At 65.6% G+C, this 14,834-nt stretch carries 17 protein-coding genes and 1 pseudogene; 8 read left to right on the top strand and 10 right to left on the bottom strand.

The genetic code is table 11. The annotated features are described in order from the left end of the window. Positions 1 to 7: 7 nt before the first annotated feature. From NCR38_RS06835 to NCR38_RS06820, 4 genes are all read right to left on the bottom strand, one after another. A complete protein-coding gene (locus NCR38_RS06835; RefSeq protein ID WP_250476661.1) occupies positions 8 to 661 on the bottom strand; it encodes a FecR domain-containing protein in 654 nt (217 codons plus the stop codon). An 8-nt stretch (positions 662 to 669) separates the two neighbouring features. After that, on the bottom strand, positions 670 to 2,436 hold the full coding sequence (locus tag NCR38_RS06830; RefSeq protein WP_250476660.1) for a ShlB/FhaC/HecB family hemolysin secretion/activation protein: 1,767 nt from the start codon (positions 2,434 to 2,436) through the stop codon (positions 670 to 672). After that, entirely contained in the window at positions 2,409 to 4,706 is a 2,298-nt protein-coding gene (locus NCR38_RS06825; RefSeq protein WP_250476659.1) for a filamentous hemagglutinin N-terminal domain-containing protein, read from the bottom strand. Before NCR38_RS06825 ends, NCR38_RS06830 begins: the two co-directional genes overlap by 28 nt. 162 nt (positions 4,707 to 4,868) lie before the next feature. Next, positions 4,869 to 5,786, bottom strand: a complete 918-nt coding sequence (locus NCR38_RS06820; RefSeq protein WP_250476658.1) for a LysR family transcriptional regulator — start codon at positions 5,784 to 5,786, stop codon at positions 4,869 to 4,871. Between the two features lie 215 nt (positions 5,787 to 6,001). On the opposite strand from NCR38_RS06820, the gene NCR38_RS06815 reads away from it, so the two are divergent. The 3 genes from NCR38_RS06815 (at position 6,002) to NCR38_RS06805 (ending at position 7,190) form a co-directional block, all read left to right on the top strand. Then, positions 6,002 to 6,328 (top strand): hypothetical protein, encoded by a 327-nt coding sequence (locus NCR38_RS06815; protein WP_250476676.1) that lies wholly within the window; start codon positions 6,002 to 6,004, stop codon positions 6,326 to 6,328. A gap of 30 nt (positions 6,329 to 6,358) precedes the next feature. After that, positions 6,359 to 6,592, top strand: a complete 234-nt coding sequence (locus tag NCR38_RS06810; RefSeq protein ID WP_061117312.1) for a hypothetical protein — start codon at positions 6,359 to 6,361, stop codon at positions 6,590 to 6,592. 67 nt (positions 6,593 to 6,659) lie between these two features. After that, positions 6,660 to 7,190: a cupin gene (locus NCR38_RS06805; RefSeq protein WP_250476657.1), complete on the top strand. Its 531-nt coding sequence runs from the start codon at positions 6,660 to 6,662 to the stop codon at positions 7,188 to 7,190. 5 nt (positions 7,191 to 7,195) lie between these two features. Here NCR38_RS06805 and NCR38_RS06800 read toward each other — a convergent pair whose 3' ends face one another. Next, the gene (locus tag NCR38_RS06800) at positions 7,196 to 8,146 is read right to left on the bottom strand and encodes a DMT family transporter (RefSeq protein WP_250476656.1); all 951 of its coding nucleotides are present in this window, start codon (positions 8,144 to 8,146) and stop codon (positions 7,196 to 7,198) included. Between the two features lie 356 nt (positions 8,147 to 8,502). Between NCR38_RS06800 and NCR38_RS06795 the strand changes: the two genes are divergently transcribed. Together NCR38_RS06795 and NCR38_RS06790 are read left to right on the top strand one after the other, a co-directional pair. Further along, entirely contained in the window at positions 8,503 to 8,967 is a 465-nt protein-coding gene (locus NCR38_RS06795) for a YqjD family protein (protein ID WP_250476655.1), read from the top strand. Between the two features lie 105 nt (positions 8,968 to 9,072). Next, positions 9,073 to 9,528 (top strand): response regulator, encoded by a 456-nt coding sequence (locus NCR38_RS06790; RefSeq protein WP_250476654.1) that lies wholly within the window; start codon positions 9,073 to 9,075, stop codon positions 9,526 to 9,528. Positions 9,529 to 9,569: 41 nt separating this feature from the next. Here the strand turns inward: NCR38_RS06790 and NCR38_RS06785 are convergent, their stop codons facing one another. Next, positions 9,570 to 9,845 carry a DUF1488 domain-containing protein gene (locus NCR38_RS06785; protein ID WP_061117316.1) on the bottom strand — a complete coding sequence of 92 codons (276 nt, stop codon included), beginning with the start codon at positions 9,843 to 9,845 and terminating at the stop codon, positions 9,570 to 9,572. 209 nt (positions 9,846 to 10,054) lie between these two features. Then, positions 10,055 to 10,279, bottom strand: a complete 225-nt coding sequence (locus NCR38_RS06780; protein ID WP_061117608.1) for a zinc ribbon domain-containing protein — start codon at positions 10,277 to 10,279, stop codon at positions 10,055 to 10,057. A gap of 183 nt (positions 10,280 to 10,462) precedes the next feature. Here NCR38_RS06780 and NCR38_RS06775 point away from each other — a divergent pair, with 183 nt between their 5' ends. Further along, positions 10,463 to 11,008, top strand: coding sequence for a DUF4142 domain-containing protein (locus NCR38_RS06775; protein ID WP_061117317.1), 546 nt, complete (start codon positions 10,463 to 10,465; stop codon positions 11,006 to 11,008). 46 nt (positions 11,009 to 11,054) lie between these two features. Here the strand turns inward: NCR38_RS06775 and NCR38_RS06770 are convergent, their stop codons facing one another. Next, a complete protein-coding gene (locus NCR38_RS06770) occupies positions 11,055 to 11,738 on the bottom strand; it encodes a carbonic anhydrase (RefSeq protein WP_250476653.1) in 684 nt (227 codons plus the stop codon). Between the two features lie 276 nt (positions 11,739 to 12,014). Between NCR38_RS06770 and NCR38_RS06765 the strand changes: the two genes are divergently transcribed. Both NCR38_RS06765 and NCR38_RS06760 read left to right on the top strand, forming a co-directional pair. Further along, on the top strand, positions 12,015 to 12,326 hold the full coding sequence (locus NCR38_RS06765; protein WP_061117610.1) for a zf-TFIIB domain-containing protein: 312 nt from the start codon (positions 12,015 to 12,017) through the stop codon (positions 12,324 to 12,326). A gap of 67 nt (positions 12,327 to 12,393) precedes the next feature. Continuing rightward, positions 12,394 to 12,900: a CBS domain-containing protein gene (locus NCR38_RS06760; RefSeq protein WP_061117318.1), complete on the top strand. Its 507-nt coding sequence runs from the start codon at positions 12,394 to 12,396 to the stop codon at positions 12,898 to 12,900. Between the two features lie 168 nt (positions 12,901 to 13,068). Here NCR38_RS06760 and NCR38_RS06755 read toward each other — a convergent pair whose 3' ends face one another. Continuing rightward, complete coding sequence (locus NCR38_RS06755; protein WP_250476652.1) at positions 13,069 to 14,454, bottom strand: glycosyltransferase family 9 protein; 1,386 nt, start codon at positions 14,452 to 14,454, stop codon at positions 13,069 to 13,071. Between the two features lie 156 nt (positions 14,455 to 14,610). Then, positions 14,611 to 14,834 (bottom strand): annotated as a pseudogene (locus NCR38_RS06750) (transposase); the annotation flags it as partial.

Below are 14,834 nucleotides of genomic sequence, written 5' to 3'. Positions count from 1 at the left end.
GCTCCCGCTAGCGGCACGCCGCCGAGGGCACCACCGGCGTGACGCGCGACGCCGGGAGCACCCCGAACGGCGAGCGCGCGCTGATGACGATCGTGCCTTCGCCCGCGCGCACGATCTGCCGGTCCACCTGATTGATCACGACGATCTGCCCGTCATAGACGACGATCTGATCGCCCTTGCAATCCGCATTGCCGCCGGGTTCGAGGTTCGCGCAGTCCGTCACGGAATATTCGGTGCCGCGTATGCCGATGGTCGAAGTCGGCGTCTTCACGCGATAGTTCTCCGGCTTGCCTTCCTTCGCGACGAGCCCGTCCACGGCGCGCAATCCGCCTTTCACGAGCGAGAGAAAGCTGCGGTCTTCCTGCGGCGCGTTCGCCGCGTAGCGGAAATCGTCGACGCGAAAGACCGAGCCGGGCTTCAGATACACGCGTTGCTTGTCGGTGAAGATCATCACGATCTCGGACGCGACGCCCGTCTGCACGGTGTCGCCGTTTTCGATGTTGCCGCCGACCGCCGCCACACGCTGCGCGCCGTTCGCGCCTTGAATCGCGACATTGCCGACGAGCGCCGTGATGGTGGCGACCGGCTCGGCCGCCGCCACGCGCACCGATATCGCCAGAAGGAGAAGCAGAAGCGGGAGGAATCGTCGGGCGCGCGTCATGATCGGTTTCAGAAGGACTTCGTGAGCGCGACCCAGAAGCGGTTCGCGTGGCCCGTGCCGAGGGTCGGCGGGACGTAGCCGAGGGTGTGCGCATACGACATCGACAGCAGGAACGCATGCGGCGCGGTGAAGGTGGCGCCGACGCCCAGTCCCGACAGCCTCACGTGATCGCTGCCGGGCACGACCGGATGCGCGACGATCCTGCCAGCGGCGGTATCGATGAAACCGGCCAGCGTGACGAGCACCGGCACGAGCGATTGCCTGAGCGTCTGACGCACTTCGAAGGTCGCGATATACGCTTCGTCGACGGGCGCGTCGCCGGTCGCATAGGCGCGCACCGCGTAGGGGCCGCCGAGCGAGATCTGTTCGGACGAGTCGAGATTGCGCGAGGTCGCCTGGCCGCTGAGCGAGAAGTAGAGTTGCGTGCCGTTGGCCTGATCGCCGATCACCTGCGTATGCGTGGCGGCGAAGACGAACTTCGTGAACGAGCCGGCGATCTGCGAGGCGACTTGCTCCGGCTGCGGCGACTTGAAGCGCAGGTTGCCTTGCTGGATGCCCGTGTCGAAGGTCGTGATGCTTTTTTCGAGCGTCAGATTGCCCGACAGCCCGAGGCGCGCGACATCGCTCGTTTTGTCGCTCACGGAATCGAACGCGCCCAGATGATCCGACAGCAGCTTGTGGTCGTAGCCGAGGGTCGTGTACACGTTTGCCGCGGGCGCGCGCAGCAGCGGATAGCTGACGAACGTCGAGAAGACGTTCGCGCTGCCGTAGGCGTCGAGTTCGTCGAACTGGCCGCCGACCGAATAAGTCGAGCGGGTATAGCCGATGCCCCACGCGAGGCCGCTGCCGCCGAGCGGCACCGTATAGCCGATGTTGCCGTAGAACTGCCCGGTGATCGAGCCGAGCAGCCGCGCGCCCAGCTGATCGCCGATGCCAAGCGGATTGTTCCATTGCAGCGCGCCGATGAGACGCGCGGTGCCGGTCGTCGTCTGGCCGTAGTTGTCGGCCTGCATGCTGCCCGACAGGGGCCGCGCCTTCGGCACCTGCAGCGTCATGTCGGACGTGCCGGGAAGCAGTCCGGGCGAGATCGTCGCGTTCGCGCCCGTCGTGCCGGCCGCGTCCTGCGCGAGCAGCGTGGCGCGGGTCAGCGCGTGCTCGTCGATCACGTCGCCCGGTTCGAGCCCGCCGAAAAAGCGCGCGATGACCGTATCGCGCGTGCGTGACCGATTGTCGATGCCGATGCGCCCATAGCGCCCCTCGCTGAGCGCGATGCGCACGATGCCGTTGTCGATCTGCTGCGGCGGCACGTAGGCCCGCGCGACCAGATAGCCATGCCGGCGATAAAACGCGCTGACGCGATCGGCCGCGCTTTCTAGGTCGTCCAGCGAACGGTCCGCGCCGATGAGCGGGCGCACGACGTCGAGCAGCGTCGCGGCCGGAAAAAGCGTGTTCCCGGTGAACTCGAAGCCTTTCACCTCGAAGCGGATGCCGCCGGGCGCGCTCGACGCGGGCGGCGGCCCGGGCGCGGGCGTCACGTTCAGGCGAAGGTCGGAGGGCGGCACGGGCGCGGGCGATTGCTGCTGCTGTTCGCGCAGGATGCTGCCCGCGTTCGGCAGTGCCTGCGCGTGCGCCTCGCGCATGTCGCGCGCCGTCGCCGCGACGAGCGTCGCGAAAAGCACGGCGAGCCGGCGGCCTGCGCCGCTGCGGCGTCGTTCGCGGGGCCCGAAGCGTCGCACGCGCCTGGGCTTCACATGCGGCATACGTGACCGGGCCATGCGTCGTCAGGCAGGCGGCTGCCGTCGCTCGACGAATCGGTGCGCTGCTGCACGAGCGGCGCCGACTCGGGCTGAAGCCCGGGCGTCGCATTGGACAAAGGCGCGGGATTGGCGGCGTCGGTGCGTACGGAATCGAGAATGCCGGGCAGCACCGCGGCGGTTGTGACGGCGGTTCCCGGCGTTTGCGGCACTTGCGGCGCCACCGGCTGCACGGGCGGCGTCACGGGTTGCACGGGTGCGCCGGCGATGCGCAGCGTGCCGCCTTGCGTCGTGATCTTGTAGCCCGTGGGGCCGCCCGTCGCGGTGATCGTGATCGCGTAGGTGCCGACCGCGGCGCCCGGCACCGCGCCCGTGCTCGTCACCGTGAAGACGAAAGGTTCGTGCTTCGTCGGACTGTCGGCGAATGCGCCGCCATAGTTCGCGCCGTTGTAGCGCAGCGCGAGCGTGACGTCGTTCGGTCCGAGCGTGCGGGGCATGTCGAACGGCACGTCGATGTTGATCGCCGTCAATGTGACTTGCTGGAGCGCATTGAACGCGAAACGGTTGCCCGGGGACGTTGCGGCGCGCGCATCGGCGCCGCCCGTGTACGCGTCGCCCCAGAGCGCGAGATTGCCGCTTTGCAGACCGCCGAATGCGTCCGCATCGGGCGCCTCGGAGTAGACGAGCCAGCGTCCGTTCGGCGAGGAAAGGGCACGCGCGCCCGCGCGGTTGACGAAGGTCGCGGCCGCGAGCGTGATGGCCGTGCCGCTCGCGCGGCTCGCGATCGGCGCGGCGAGCGTGAGCAACGGCGCCGCGAGCGTCACCGCGCCGCTCGCCGAGACGCCCGTCAAACCCGCGACGCCGCCGATGGTGAGCGGCGCGTTATCGTCGAGGGCGATCGAACCGGCGTCGGCGGCGAGCGTGCCGATGCGATTGCCCGCGTTCGTCAGTCGATAGGCGCCGGTGCCGCCTCGCAGCGCGACATTGGCTACTTCGATGGGCGCGCGCTGCGTGGCCGTGCCGCCCGTCGTCATCGAGAGCGTGCCGCGCGGCGCGCTGATGGGCGCGTGGAGCCGGATGCCGCTTTGCGCCGCGAGCGAAAGCGTATTCGCGCCGCGCCACGCGACCGGGCCATCGATCAGGACGAAGCCGAACGGCTCGAAGCCCGAAGGCGATGCGGCGCTGATCGACACATTGGTCGATTCGAGCACGCGCGAGAGCGTCGCGCTCTGAATCGTGCCGAAACGCCGTCCGATGGGATCGTCCGCGCCGACGAGCGCCGCGAAGTCGCTCGCGATGCGCCACGTGCCGGTCTGTCCCGAGGCCGCCGCCGTCGTGACCTGCGCATCGGGCGCGACGCGCACCTGCGTGCCCGCCGTCTCGATGACGCCGCCCTTGCCGCCATTGGGCGCGGATGCGTCGAGCGTGCCGCCGACCTGCACGACGCCCGTGTCCGCGACGAGCCGGATCACGCCGTTCTGGTGCACGGCGCTGCGCGCGCGGATGATGCCTGTGTTGTTCACGACGTTGGCGAACAGCGCATCCTCGGCGCTCGCGGCGAGCCACGCCTGGCCGCCGTCGGCCTGAATCAGCCCGTGGTTGGCGGCGAGCGCATTCAGCGCGCCGCGCTCCACCGACAGGCCGATCATGCTGTGGTCGCCGAGCGTGACGGCAATGCGTTCGCCCGCCGCGAGCGCGGCGAAACCGCCGGGCGCGTCGATCGTGCCGGCGTTGATCGCGCGCGTGCCGATCAACGCGACATAGCCGCCGGGCGCGCTCTCGATCGTCCCGAGATTGACGACCGCGCCACCGCCGCGATGATGATGGTGGCGCTCGCCGCCCGCGAACGTGTAATGGCCGCTCATGAAGTCGTTCGCCGACAAATCGAGCGTCGACGCGAGCAATCCGCCGACGTTGACCTGCGCGCCGGGCCCGAAAATCACGCCGTTCGGATTGACGATGAAAACCTGTCCATTCGCGTCGAGCTTGCCGAAGAGCGCCGAAGGGTGCGGCCCGACGACGCGGTTGAGCGCGATCGCGTTCGCGCCCGGCTGATTGAACGTGACCGATTCGCCGGGACGCGTGCTGAATGAATGCCAGTCGATCGCCAGCCGGCCGCTATTCTGCTGAATGGACGTATTCGCGCCCGCGCTCGTAACAGAGCCGGAGCCCGCGACGATGCGCGCGCCGGTCGGCTCCGCGTGCGCAAACGTGAAGAACACGCTCAGGAGCGTGATGGAGCACAGCCGCAGCGCGGAGGAGGCGGGGCTTGCGCGCAGAGCCTTGATCATGTCGGCAGACTCCTTTCTGTTGCGCTGCATCGTCGTCGCCAAATGCAGGCGCACCATCAAGCAGTTTAGTGTTCCGAACCATGCTTGCAACTACGCGTTTAGAGAATGTTTGAGCGCATCCCGCGCGTTATTTGTCTTAGGGATGCGATGTTTATATGACGTTCACGCCGGCTCGCGCGCGAGCGTGCCTTCGACGAACTCGCGCAGGAACGCAACCCACGTGCGGATCTTCGCATCGAGATACTGGCGGGACGCATACATCGCGTAGATCGTCATGGTCTGCAGTTCCCATTCGGGCAACACGCGCACGAGCGCGCCGCTTTGCAGCCACGGGAGCGCGGCGAGCATCGGCAACGGGGCGATACCCAGGCCGTTCGACAAGGCGACGGCGAGCGCGTCGGCGGAATTGACGCGCAGCCGGCCGGGCTCGAGCTCCACTTCCACCTGTCCGCGCGGGCCTTCGAAGACCCATCGGTCGACCGGGAAGAAGGTCGTCACGAGTTGCAGGCACGTGTGATCGGTCAGATCCTCGATGCGCTGCGGCGCGCCCGCGCGCTTCAGATAGCCGGGCGACGCGCAGAGAACGCTCGGCATCGAGCAGATTTTCGTGGAAACGAGCGCCGAGTCGGGCAGGGTGGACGTGGTGACTTGCAGGAAGACGTCGAAGCCTTCGTCGAGCATGTCGGGCACGTGCTGCGAGAGCGTCAGCTCGACGCGCACCTGCGGATGCTCCTCCAGATAGCGCGTGAGCGCCGGCACGACGTAATGCTGGCCGAAGGTGATCGGCGCATGCATACGCAGCACGCCGCTCGGCGAGACCTGCGCGTCGCCCGCTTCGGCCTCGGAGAGATCGACGAGCTCGAGCACCTCCTTGCAGCGGGTCAGATAACGGTTGCCGGCGTCGGTGAGCGCGACGCGCCGCGTCGTGCGATTCAGAAGACGCGTGCGCAGATGCGTCTCGAGTTCGGTGACGGCGCGCGATGCCTGCGCCGTCGTAATGTCCATTTGCTGCGCCGCGATCGTGAAGCTCGCTGCTTCCGCCACGCGCGCAAAGATCCTCATGCTGCGCAGTAAGTCCATTGGCCCGCCATCCGTTTGACGAAGCCGGAACTATCCCACGGCGGCAGAAGGGCGTGCAACCGGCGGCGTTTTCCGCACATTCGTTTCAGTGTTCACATCTGTTACAGGGCTTGTAACTCAGCGGGCAAGAGGCGCGGCTACTATCGATTCATGGCTGCATGCGAATTCAGGATCGCATCGCGGTCTGCTTGATCGACTTCTCGGAAGAGGACGAAATTAATATCAGGAGCTTGGTCGGGATCGGAGTCGCGTTGTCGGCGGGCCTCGTTTGCGAAGCCGCGTCGGCGGGCGTGAGTGTCGGTGTAAATCTCGGGGTGCCGGTCGCGCCGGTCTATGCGGCGCCGGTGTATGCCGCGCCTGCGCCCGTTTATCAGGCGCCGCCGCCTCCGCCAGTCGTGTATCAGCCGGCGCCGGTCGTCGTCACGCCTGCGCCCGCGGTTGTCGTCGGCTGGCATGGCGACCGGTACTGGGATGGTTATCGCTACTGGGGACGCCGCGACTGGTATGCGCATCACGGCGGCTATGGCTATCGCCACTGGTAAGCCGAAGACAACCGGAAGCAGGGCATCATCATGAAAAATTCAATTCGAACTCGAACCAGGGCGCTGATCGCGCCTGTCGCATTGGTGCTGGCCGCGGGGCTCGGCGGTTGCGTCTATGCGCCGCCTTATGGCTATGCGCCCGCGCCGGCGTATGGCTACGCGCCCGCTTATGGCTACGGATATGGGCCCGGGTATTACACGGCGCCGTCGGTGTCGCTCGGCATCGGCTTTTCTAACGGCGGCGGACACTGGCACGGGCGTTGAAGCGGCTCGAGACGAAGTGGAACGGCCGTTGCTGCGTTTTCCCAGACTCTTCGGGAGAATGCGCGAGATGGCTGAACAAACCGTAAACCTGCTCGCGCAAGGCGCGCGCTGCGAAGACTTCATGCTGCCGCCCAACGGCTGGGTGCCGAACAATTCACGTCTGCCGGTACTCGTGTGGCGCGGCGCGGTCGACCCGAAAGGCGATTGCGCCGCGCGTTTCGAAGCCTTGTTCGCGCAGAACGGCTGGCCGCCGCAATGGCGCGACAGCGTTTTCGACTATCACCATTTTCATTCGACGGCGCATGAGGCGCTCGGCATTGCTTCCGGCGACGCTGAGCTTATTCTCGGCGGTCCGCACGGCCGCGTGATCGCAGTCAGCGCCGGCGATGCGCTCGTTCTCCCCGCCGGCACCGGCCATTGTCTGCTGACGGCAGGCCGCCGATTTCAGGTGGTCGGCGCGTATCCGCCCGGCCAGCAGTGGGATATTCGACGCGATGCGATCAGCGAGGCCGAACGCATCGCGATGGAAGCGTTGCCTTTCCCGAGCAGCGATCCGGTTGCCGGAGAAGACGGGCCGCTCGCACGTCACTGGCACTGACCGCCTCAGGCCTTACTTTCCTTCGCGCACGACGTCCGGCGCGCGCCGAGCAACGGCACGCGCTTGACGACGCCCGTTGCGAGCGCGGTGCCGATCAGCACGATCGAACACGCCACCGCCATCCCCACCGACACACGCTCGGCGAGAAACAGCGCGCCCCACAGGATCCCGAAAATCGGAATCAGAAAGGTCACCGTGATCGCGCGCGCAGGCCCAGCCACCGCGATGAGATGGAAGAACATCATGTAGGCGACGCCGGTGCACGCGACGCCCAGTCCGAGCACCGCGCCCCACGCGTGCAGCGATACCGTCCCCGCGGGCCAGAAGAAGAGCGCGAACGGCAGGAGCACGAGCGTGGCCGCGCTCATCGTGCCGGCGGCGACCGTCAGCGAATCGACGCCCATCAGATGCTTTTTCGTATAGCTCGCGGCCACGCCGTAACTCGCGGACGCCGCGAGCGCGGCCAGCGCGGCGAGCGCGGTGGCCATCGGCGAAACGGGCGCGGCGCTCGCGTCGTGCGCGAACATCTGGTTCCAGACGAGCGCGAGCACGCCGGCGAAACCGATCGCGAGGCCGGCCACGCGCATGCCCGTGAGCCGGTCGTTGAGCCATAGGTACGCGACGAGCGCGCCCCAGAGCGGCGTCGTCGCGTTGATGACGGACGTGACGCCCGCCGATAACGTCAGCTCCGCATAAGCGAACAGACAGAACGGCGCGGCAGAGTTGAGCACGCCCACGACGATAAGCGGCCACGCGCGCTCGCGCATCGTCGAGAAAGCCTGTCGCGCCGTGCCGCGCAAGGCGAGCATCAGAAGCAGAAATAACGCGCCGATGCCGACGCGCAATGCCATCAGCGGCGCGACGCCGAGATCGGTCACGCCGACGCGGATGAACAGGAACGAGCCGCCCCACAGCGCGGCGAGGATGAACAGTTGAGCGAGATTGACGGGCTTCATGGCGGGCTTCGCAAAAGGAGTCGGGAGGCGAAGCCATCGTATCGGCGTGTGGCGGCCCGACGTTTCGGCCCGGCGTGAAACGAAAGATGCAGCGCTGCCGGCGTGGTTTCGGCTTCGCCGCTTCTTTCGGGACGCTCGCCCGGCTTCGCTCTACGCCGGCATCGTAGGCGCGTGCGCTTACGCCGACAAACGAGCAATTCTCACCGTTATGTGAGAAAAATTGCCATGCGCGGCACGGGGTGCGTGGCGGCTTGCACGCGGGTTGCCGGCATGTGGATTCGGTGCGACTCTTGCTGTATTGAAAGTTGGATAGCGGATGTTGCAATGCGACGGACGCAGTCAACCGGAGAAAAGCCATGGACAATGCAAACGGCAGCGCATCCCCGATTCATTCGATGCAGGCGGGCGATCCGCCGCTCACCCGCAAGTCGGTCGAAAGCGCGATGGAAGCGGCGCTCGCGCCCGGCATGGCGCACGGACAGGGCGCGAGCGTGACGCCGCTTACGCCGGCCACGGCGCACGAGCCGGCGGCGTACGCGCCGTATCACGTGCACGGCAGCGTGCTCGAAGGCGGCGACAGCCCGACCGTGCTCGCGCAGCCCGCCGCCACGACGTGCGCGGGGCTGGGCAGTCAGTATCATCCGTCCCGGCCTATGCCGCGCCGCGCGCGCGACGTGCTGGCGGGCGCTCAGGATGTCGTTGCGACACGTTATCGGCAGGCAAGGGAAGGCACCGATGACTACGTGCACGAAAACCCCTGGAAGTCGATCGCGCTGGCGGCGGTCGGCGGCTTGATCGTCGGTCTGCTGGCCGCGCGTTGAACGAGCCGCCGACCGGGTTCTCGCGGCTCCTCGCGGATGACAGCGGGCCTCATCCTTGCTGAACTAGAGGTACCGGCATGTGCTTTTTCGCGGTGCCGGGCCGACATGGAAGAACGTTCGTACGACATCCGCACCGAGAAGTGCGAAATATTCAACCCGGTCACCACCGCGCTCGCCGGTCCGCGAAGGGTGTTGTTCGTACATTCGGAAACGAACGTCGGCGATTCGTTCGCGCTGCTGCTCGCGATGCGCGGGTTCGAGGCTTTGCAGATCGGCAATGCGCCCGGCGTCCTTCAGTTTCTCTGCAACTGGCGGCCCCAAGTGCTGTTCGTCGATACGCTCATCGGTGACGCGCACGATCACGCGTTGGCGCGCGCGCTGCGCGCCGCATTGACGGCGGATCGGATGGAAGGCGAAGTCGAGTTGCTGATCGCGCTGGCCGCCGATGCCCAACGCGACCCGCGCGATGCGCTCTGTGCTGCCGGCTACGACGGCTTTTGCAGAACGCCCTGTCCGGTATGGTGGATGATCGACGTACTGAAGTGCTTCTATGCCGACTGACGCAGGCGGCCGGCCGACGAGCCGCCGCCTGACCCGATGCTTCAGACCGCCCGGGATGCCTTGAAATCGCTGGTTTCCAGTTCGACTGACTGGCCGTGGTTGCGCTCGAGCGCTCGCCGGGCCGCGTCTTCTATTTGCACGCGTCCTCCTTCGAACGCGGAGAGGAGATCGTGCGACGACGTCCCGCTGTTGCCGAAGTGATCGTTGAGCGCATCGAGGGAGACGCTGCACCATACCTCGCGGCCGTCCACGCTGGCCTCGAAAGCGACACGCGCTGCCGCCACGACATGACGCCGCCCGCTGAACTCTATCGTCATCCTTATCACCTCCTGTTATCCGATCGGAACACGTTAAGCGCAATCACCGCTAAAACCGCAACTGTCAGCGGCCCGCGATGGCGATGCCCTCGACTGCGCGCGGCCTTGCGCACCGCGCATCGTCGTCTTGCATGATACGCCCGCCATGCGCGGGACGTTCGGCACGGTGGCTTTGCAATGGCCGTGCCCGCGGTGGCGGCGTAGCGGGGCTAGCGGCAGCAGAAGCAGCCGCCTCGATGCGACATGCCGTAGCTGCCGGCACCCTCCGCGACGTCGCCGGATGAACTCGCGCCGCCCACGCTCGGTGCGCCGATGGTCACGCGTGCCGCCGTCGCGCCGCAGTGCGGACAGGCCGCGGGATCGTCGCGCTCGGCGATGCGGCGGACGGCTTCGAATGCGCCGCAATCCGCGCACTCGTAATCGTAGACAGGCATGACGTTTTCCATTCGAAGAAGATCGCTGATCCAGTCAGTCTAGCAATCGAGACGCCAGCGCTTTTGTTCCGGCTGCGAAAAGGCCGTGGCACCTTCATTGCTCGAATGAAACGGATCAATCGGGAATCAACCGGGAATCGATCGGGAATCAATCGGGAATCAACTGCTCAGGAGGCCATTCTCATGAATCGCAATGCAAAACTGCGCACGACACTCGCTGCGGCGCTCATCGCGACGCTGCCGCTCGGCGCGCTCGCACAAACAGAGGCGGCAAGCACGACCATGGCGAACGACCTGGCGCCCGTGGACAAGGCGTTCGTGCAGGCCGCGTCGGCGGCGGGATCGACCGAGATCGACGCCGCCAAGCTCGCCACGAAGCAATCGCAGGACAAGGACGTAAAAAGCTTCGCCCATCACATGATGGCCGATCACACCAAGCTCGCGATGCAGTTGAAGATGGCCGCGCCGCACGGCGTCACGGTGCCGAGGAACAACTCCGATACGTCGGTGCTCGACTCGCTGAAGCCGTTGCACGGCAAGGAATTCGATACCGCGTACATCCAGAAGGTGGGCGTGCAGGGGCATGAGGAGGCGGTGCAGGTCTTCCAGAAGGAGGCGAACGAAGGCCAGAACGCGAAGCTCAAGCAGGCCGCGCAAAAAGCGCTGCCGACGATTCAGCAGCACCTGAAAATGGCGCAGGATTTAGCCGCGAAGAAGGGCGCGCAGTAAAGCGACGACGTGCCGCGCGTGGAGCACGCGCGGCGTCGCGCGAGCATCAGCGCGCGTCCTTGCGCAGCATGCGCAGGCGCGCTTCTTCCAGCGATTCGAACTTGCTGTCGGCTTCGTCGAAGACCGACACCTTGCCGCGTCCGATGTCGTAGACCCAGCCCTGCACCTGGAGCTTGCCGAGCGCGAGCCTGCCGGCGACCGCCGGATGCGTGCGCAGGTGAGTGAGTTGGAGGCGGATGTTCTCCTCGACCATCGCCTGGACGATGCGCTCTTCTTCCAGCTTTCTCGCCATCACGACGCTGCGTGCGGCTTCGGCATTGCGCAGCCACGCATGGACGGTAGGCATTTCATCGGCGATTGTTGCACCGGACGCGAGGCCTTTCATCGCGCCGCAGTCCGAATGCCCGCAAATCACGATTTGCCGCACGTTGAGCGCGAGCACCGCATATTCCACGACCGCCGATACGCCGCCGAGCATTTCGCCATAGGCCGGCACAATATTTCCGATGTTGCGGCATACGAAGAGTTCGCCGGGGCGCGTCTGCGTGATCATTTCCGGCGAGACACGGGAATCCGCGCAGGTGATGAAGAGTGTGTGCGGCGCCTGCCGCCGCGCTAGGCTCTTGAAAAGGGCTTCGCTGTCGGGGAAAACGAGGCGGCTGAATTCATCGGCGCCTTGCAGCAGATACAGGAGATCGGGCGTTTCGGCGCCGCCGCGTTCTTCGCTCATCGATTTGTCGGGCATCGTGGGGCCTTTGGTGTGCGGTTGCGGCGCGCGCGACGCGCGCCGTTTCAAACCGAGAGCTTGCGGGGTTTTGAGATGGATCGCAAGTGTGTACCGCTCCGAGCACGCGTGAGCAGTCTATGCGCGCCCGCGCGGCCAATCCTCCGATGTGTGCCGCTTACTTCGGTTTTTCCGAACTGAAGCGCTCAAAATCTCCCATTTTTCGATCTCGATTCTTCCGTTAGATTGACTTTCATCGAAAGCAATCAGAAAGGAATCGACATGAAATGCCCCGTGTGCCCCGATACCGAACTGCTCATGACCGTGCGCGAGGGCATCGAGATCGACTATTGCCCGCAATGCCGCGGCGTATGGCTCGACCGTGGAGAACTCGATCAGATCATCCGGCGCGCGGCGCAGGCGTCGGCGGCCGAAGCGCAGGCGGGCGGACGCGAGGAGTGGCACGAGCGCGGCCACGAGCGCGAGCACCGCACCCATCGCCACGACGACTATCAATACGGCGATCAGCGCGGCAAGCGTGAACACGCGCGTCGCAAGAAATCGTTTCTCGGTGACCTTTTCGATTTCGATTGAACGCGAAAACATGAGGCTCATGGGCAGGCTTTGAAACGCTACGGAAAACAGCAACGGAGAACGGCAAATGTCAACGGTGAAGCAAGTCCTGAAGGCGAAAAGCGACATGACGGTACACACCATCGACGCGGAGGCGAGCGTGTACGAAGCAGTGGCGCAGATGTCGCGGGCGGAAGTGGGCGCGCTCGTCGTCATGGTGGGCGACGCGGTGTGCGGCATCGTCACCGAGCGCGACTATGCGCGCAAGGTGATCCTGCAGGACAAGGCCTCACGCACGACCACGGTGTGCGAAATCATGACCGCGCCCGTGATGGCCGTGAGACTCGGAACGAACACCGACGAATGCATGGCGCTGATGACGCGGCACCGCATTCGTCATCTGCCGGTGATCGAGGGCGGAGGGCTCGTCGGCATGATTTCGATCGGCGACATGGTGCGGCATCTGATCGAGGAACAGCAGTTCGCCATCGACCAGTTGGAAAGTTACGTGCGCGGCCCGCGCCACGACATGCCGACGTGCGCGCTCACGCGGCGCAGCCCGATTCCGCAGACGCTCGCGGCGCGCTTCGCGTAGTGGATCGGGTTTGATCGGCTGTCCGCGGTTGGGCGAGTATGAAGCCGGCCGCGGATAGTTGGTCAGGAACGCTGATGTTTTCGAGCGCGGCAATCGTCGAGGTCGTGCTTTGCAGCGGCGCAGGGCGGGGCCAGCCGGCAACGCATCGCTAACCCGTTTGCACGACCGTCAGCGCATGTCAGAGACGAGATGCTGTTGCAGCTTGCGCACGACATCGTCCCAATCGCCGAGGCGACGGGCGCGCACCAGTTGCATCGTCGGATACCACGGCGTGCGATGCGGATCGCTGTCGTAGCGCCAATCCGCTACCTGATTGAGGAACAGATAGCAGCGCTTGCCGAGCGCGCCCGCGATATGGGACAGTCCGCCGTCGTTGCCGACGAACGCATCGAGTCTGTCGATGATGCTCACACTCTGCGCGAGCGTCATGTCCGGGGGCAGCGTCGTGAAGCGCTCGAAATCGTGCGCGCGCGGGTCGTTCAGCCAGCGCTTGCGTTCGAAACCGCGCTGCATGATGACCCAGTGAATATCGTTCGTACTGTCCAAAAGCGGCGCGAGATCGGGCAGGCTGAGACTGCGATTGGCGAAATTGTTCGCCGATTCGCACGAGGACCAGAAGATGCCGACGCAGCGTCGTCCAGCCGCGCGCTGTCGCATTTCATCGACGACGGCATCGGTGGCGCTGGCATCGACTGGCTCGATGTAGCGCGTCGTGGACGCATAGCCGAGCACCGGGAAGAGTGCGGTGAAGAGGGCGAAAGGCTCCGTCCACTGGGAGCCATCGGGCGCCACGACGAAACCTGCTGCGCGCATGGCTTCGGCGTCTCGTTGCCGTTCGGCCTCGGGCATCACGAAACGATACGTGTGATCGGAGCCGTCGGCGTACGTGATCTGCACGCCCAGTGCCTGAAGCGCTCCGGCGTAGCGCGCCCAGTTGACGTGATCGCCGTGGCCCGACGCGATCGACACGAACGTCATGTGCGCCGGCAACGCGCGCGATCCGCACCAATAATGTTCGACGTCGACGTGCGGGAACAGCACGCGCCGCGCCTCGTGCGACGACCAGTGGCGATGCATCAACTCGACGCCGCTCGCGATGCCGTTCAGGCGCATCGCGCTGCGCCCCTGGTGGTGGCCGAGCACGCACGCCGAATGTTCGTCGATGCCTTCCGCGCTCAACTGGAGGACGCGCGCGACCTCGCCAAGGTAGTGCCAGCCGTAGACGCGCCACAAGAAGGCGCCGATGGGCACGGTGGAAGGTTTGCGCGCGAAGTATTCGATCAGGGTGAGCGCGACTTCTTTCAGGCCGAGGTGCGCGCATACATCGCTCATGCAATGAATCTGGTAACCGAACTCCGATTCACGCGTAAGCCGGCAGCAAATCTCGAGCGCCTCCTTGAAATCTCCGCCTCGCAGATGCGTGACCGCGCGCCAATGCCAGTAGTCCGAAAGGTGGCTGTCCTCTGCGGCGCGCTCGTCGAGAAAGCGGAAACATTCGTCGATCTCGCCTGCGAATAGTTTGGCGGAAAGCTGCGCGTCGTATTGTTCGATCATGAGAGAGGCGTCGATTCCTTGATGCCGGATTATTGCGCGCACGCGCGCGCGGGCACGTTGGGACTACGCTATTGGCACAAAAATTTCAAAACGTTGATTAATGTTTAAGAAGGTCAACAATTTTTGAAATATGGAGCAACGTCTGATTCGTTTGAGTAGTTCAATGCCGTGGCATTCCCGTAATTTCTCGCACGCCAGCGTCGGGCCAAAATCGGCGTAGCGCTCACGGATCAGCGCGAGCGCACGCTGCGCCACGCCGTCCGGCAACCGGTGATTACTCGTGCGTGCGCGCTTGCCGGACACCAGACCGCGTGCACCGTCCGCACGATAACGCATGACAAGCCGTTCGATCTGCCGCACGCTCACGTGTAGCCGCTCGG

Source organism: Caballeronia sp. INML1, from assembly GCF_023631085.1.
Classification (GTDB): domain Bacteria; phylum Pseudomonadota; class Gammaproteobacteria; order Burkholderiales; family Burkholderiaceae; genus Caballeronia; species Caballeronia turbans.
This window is presented reverse-complemented; position numbering and strand designations above follow the sequence as displayed.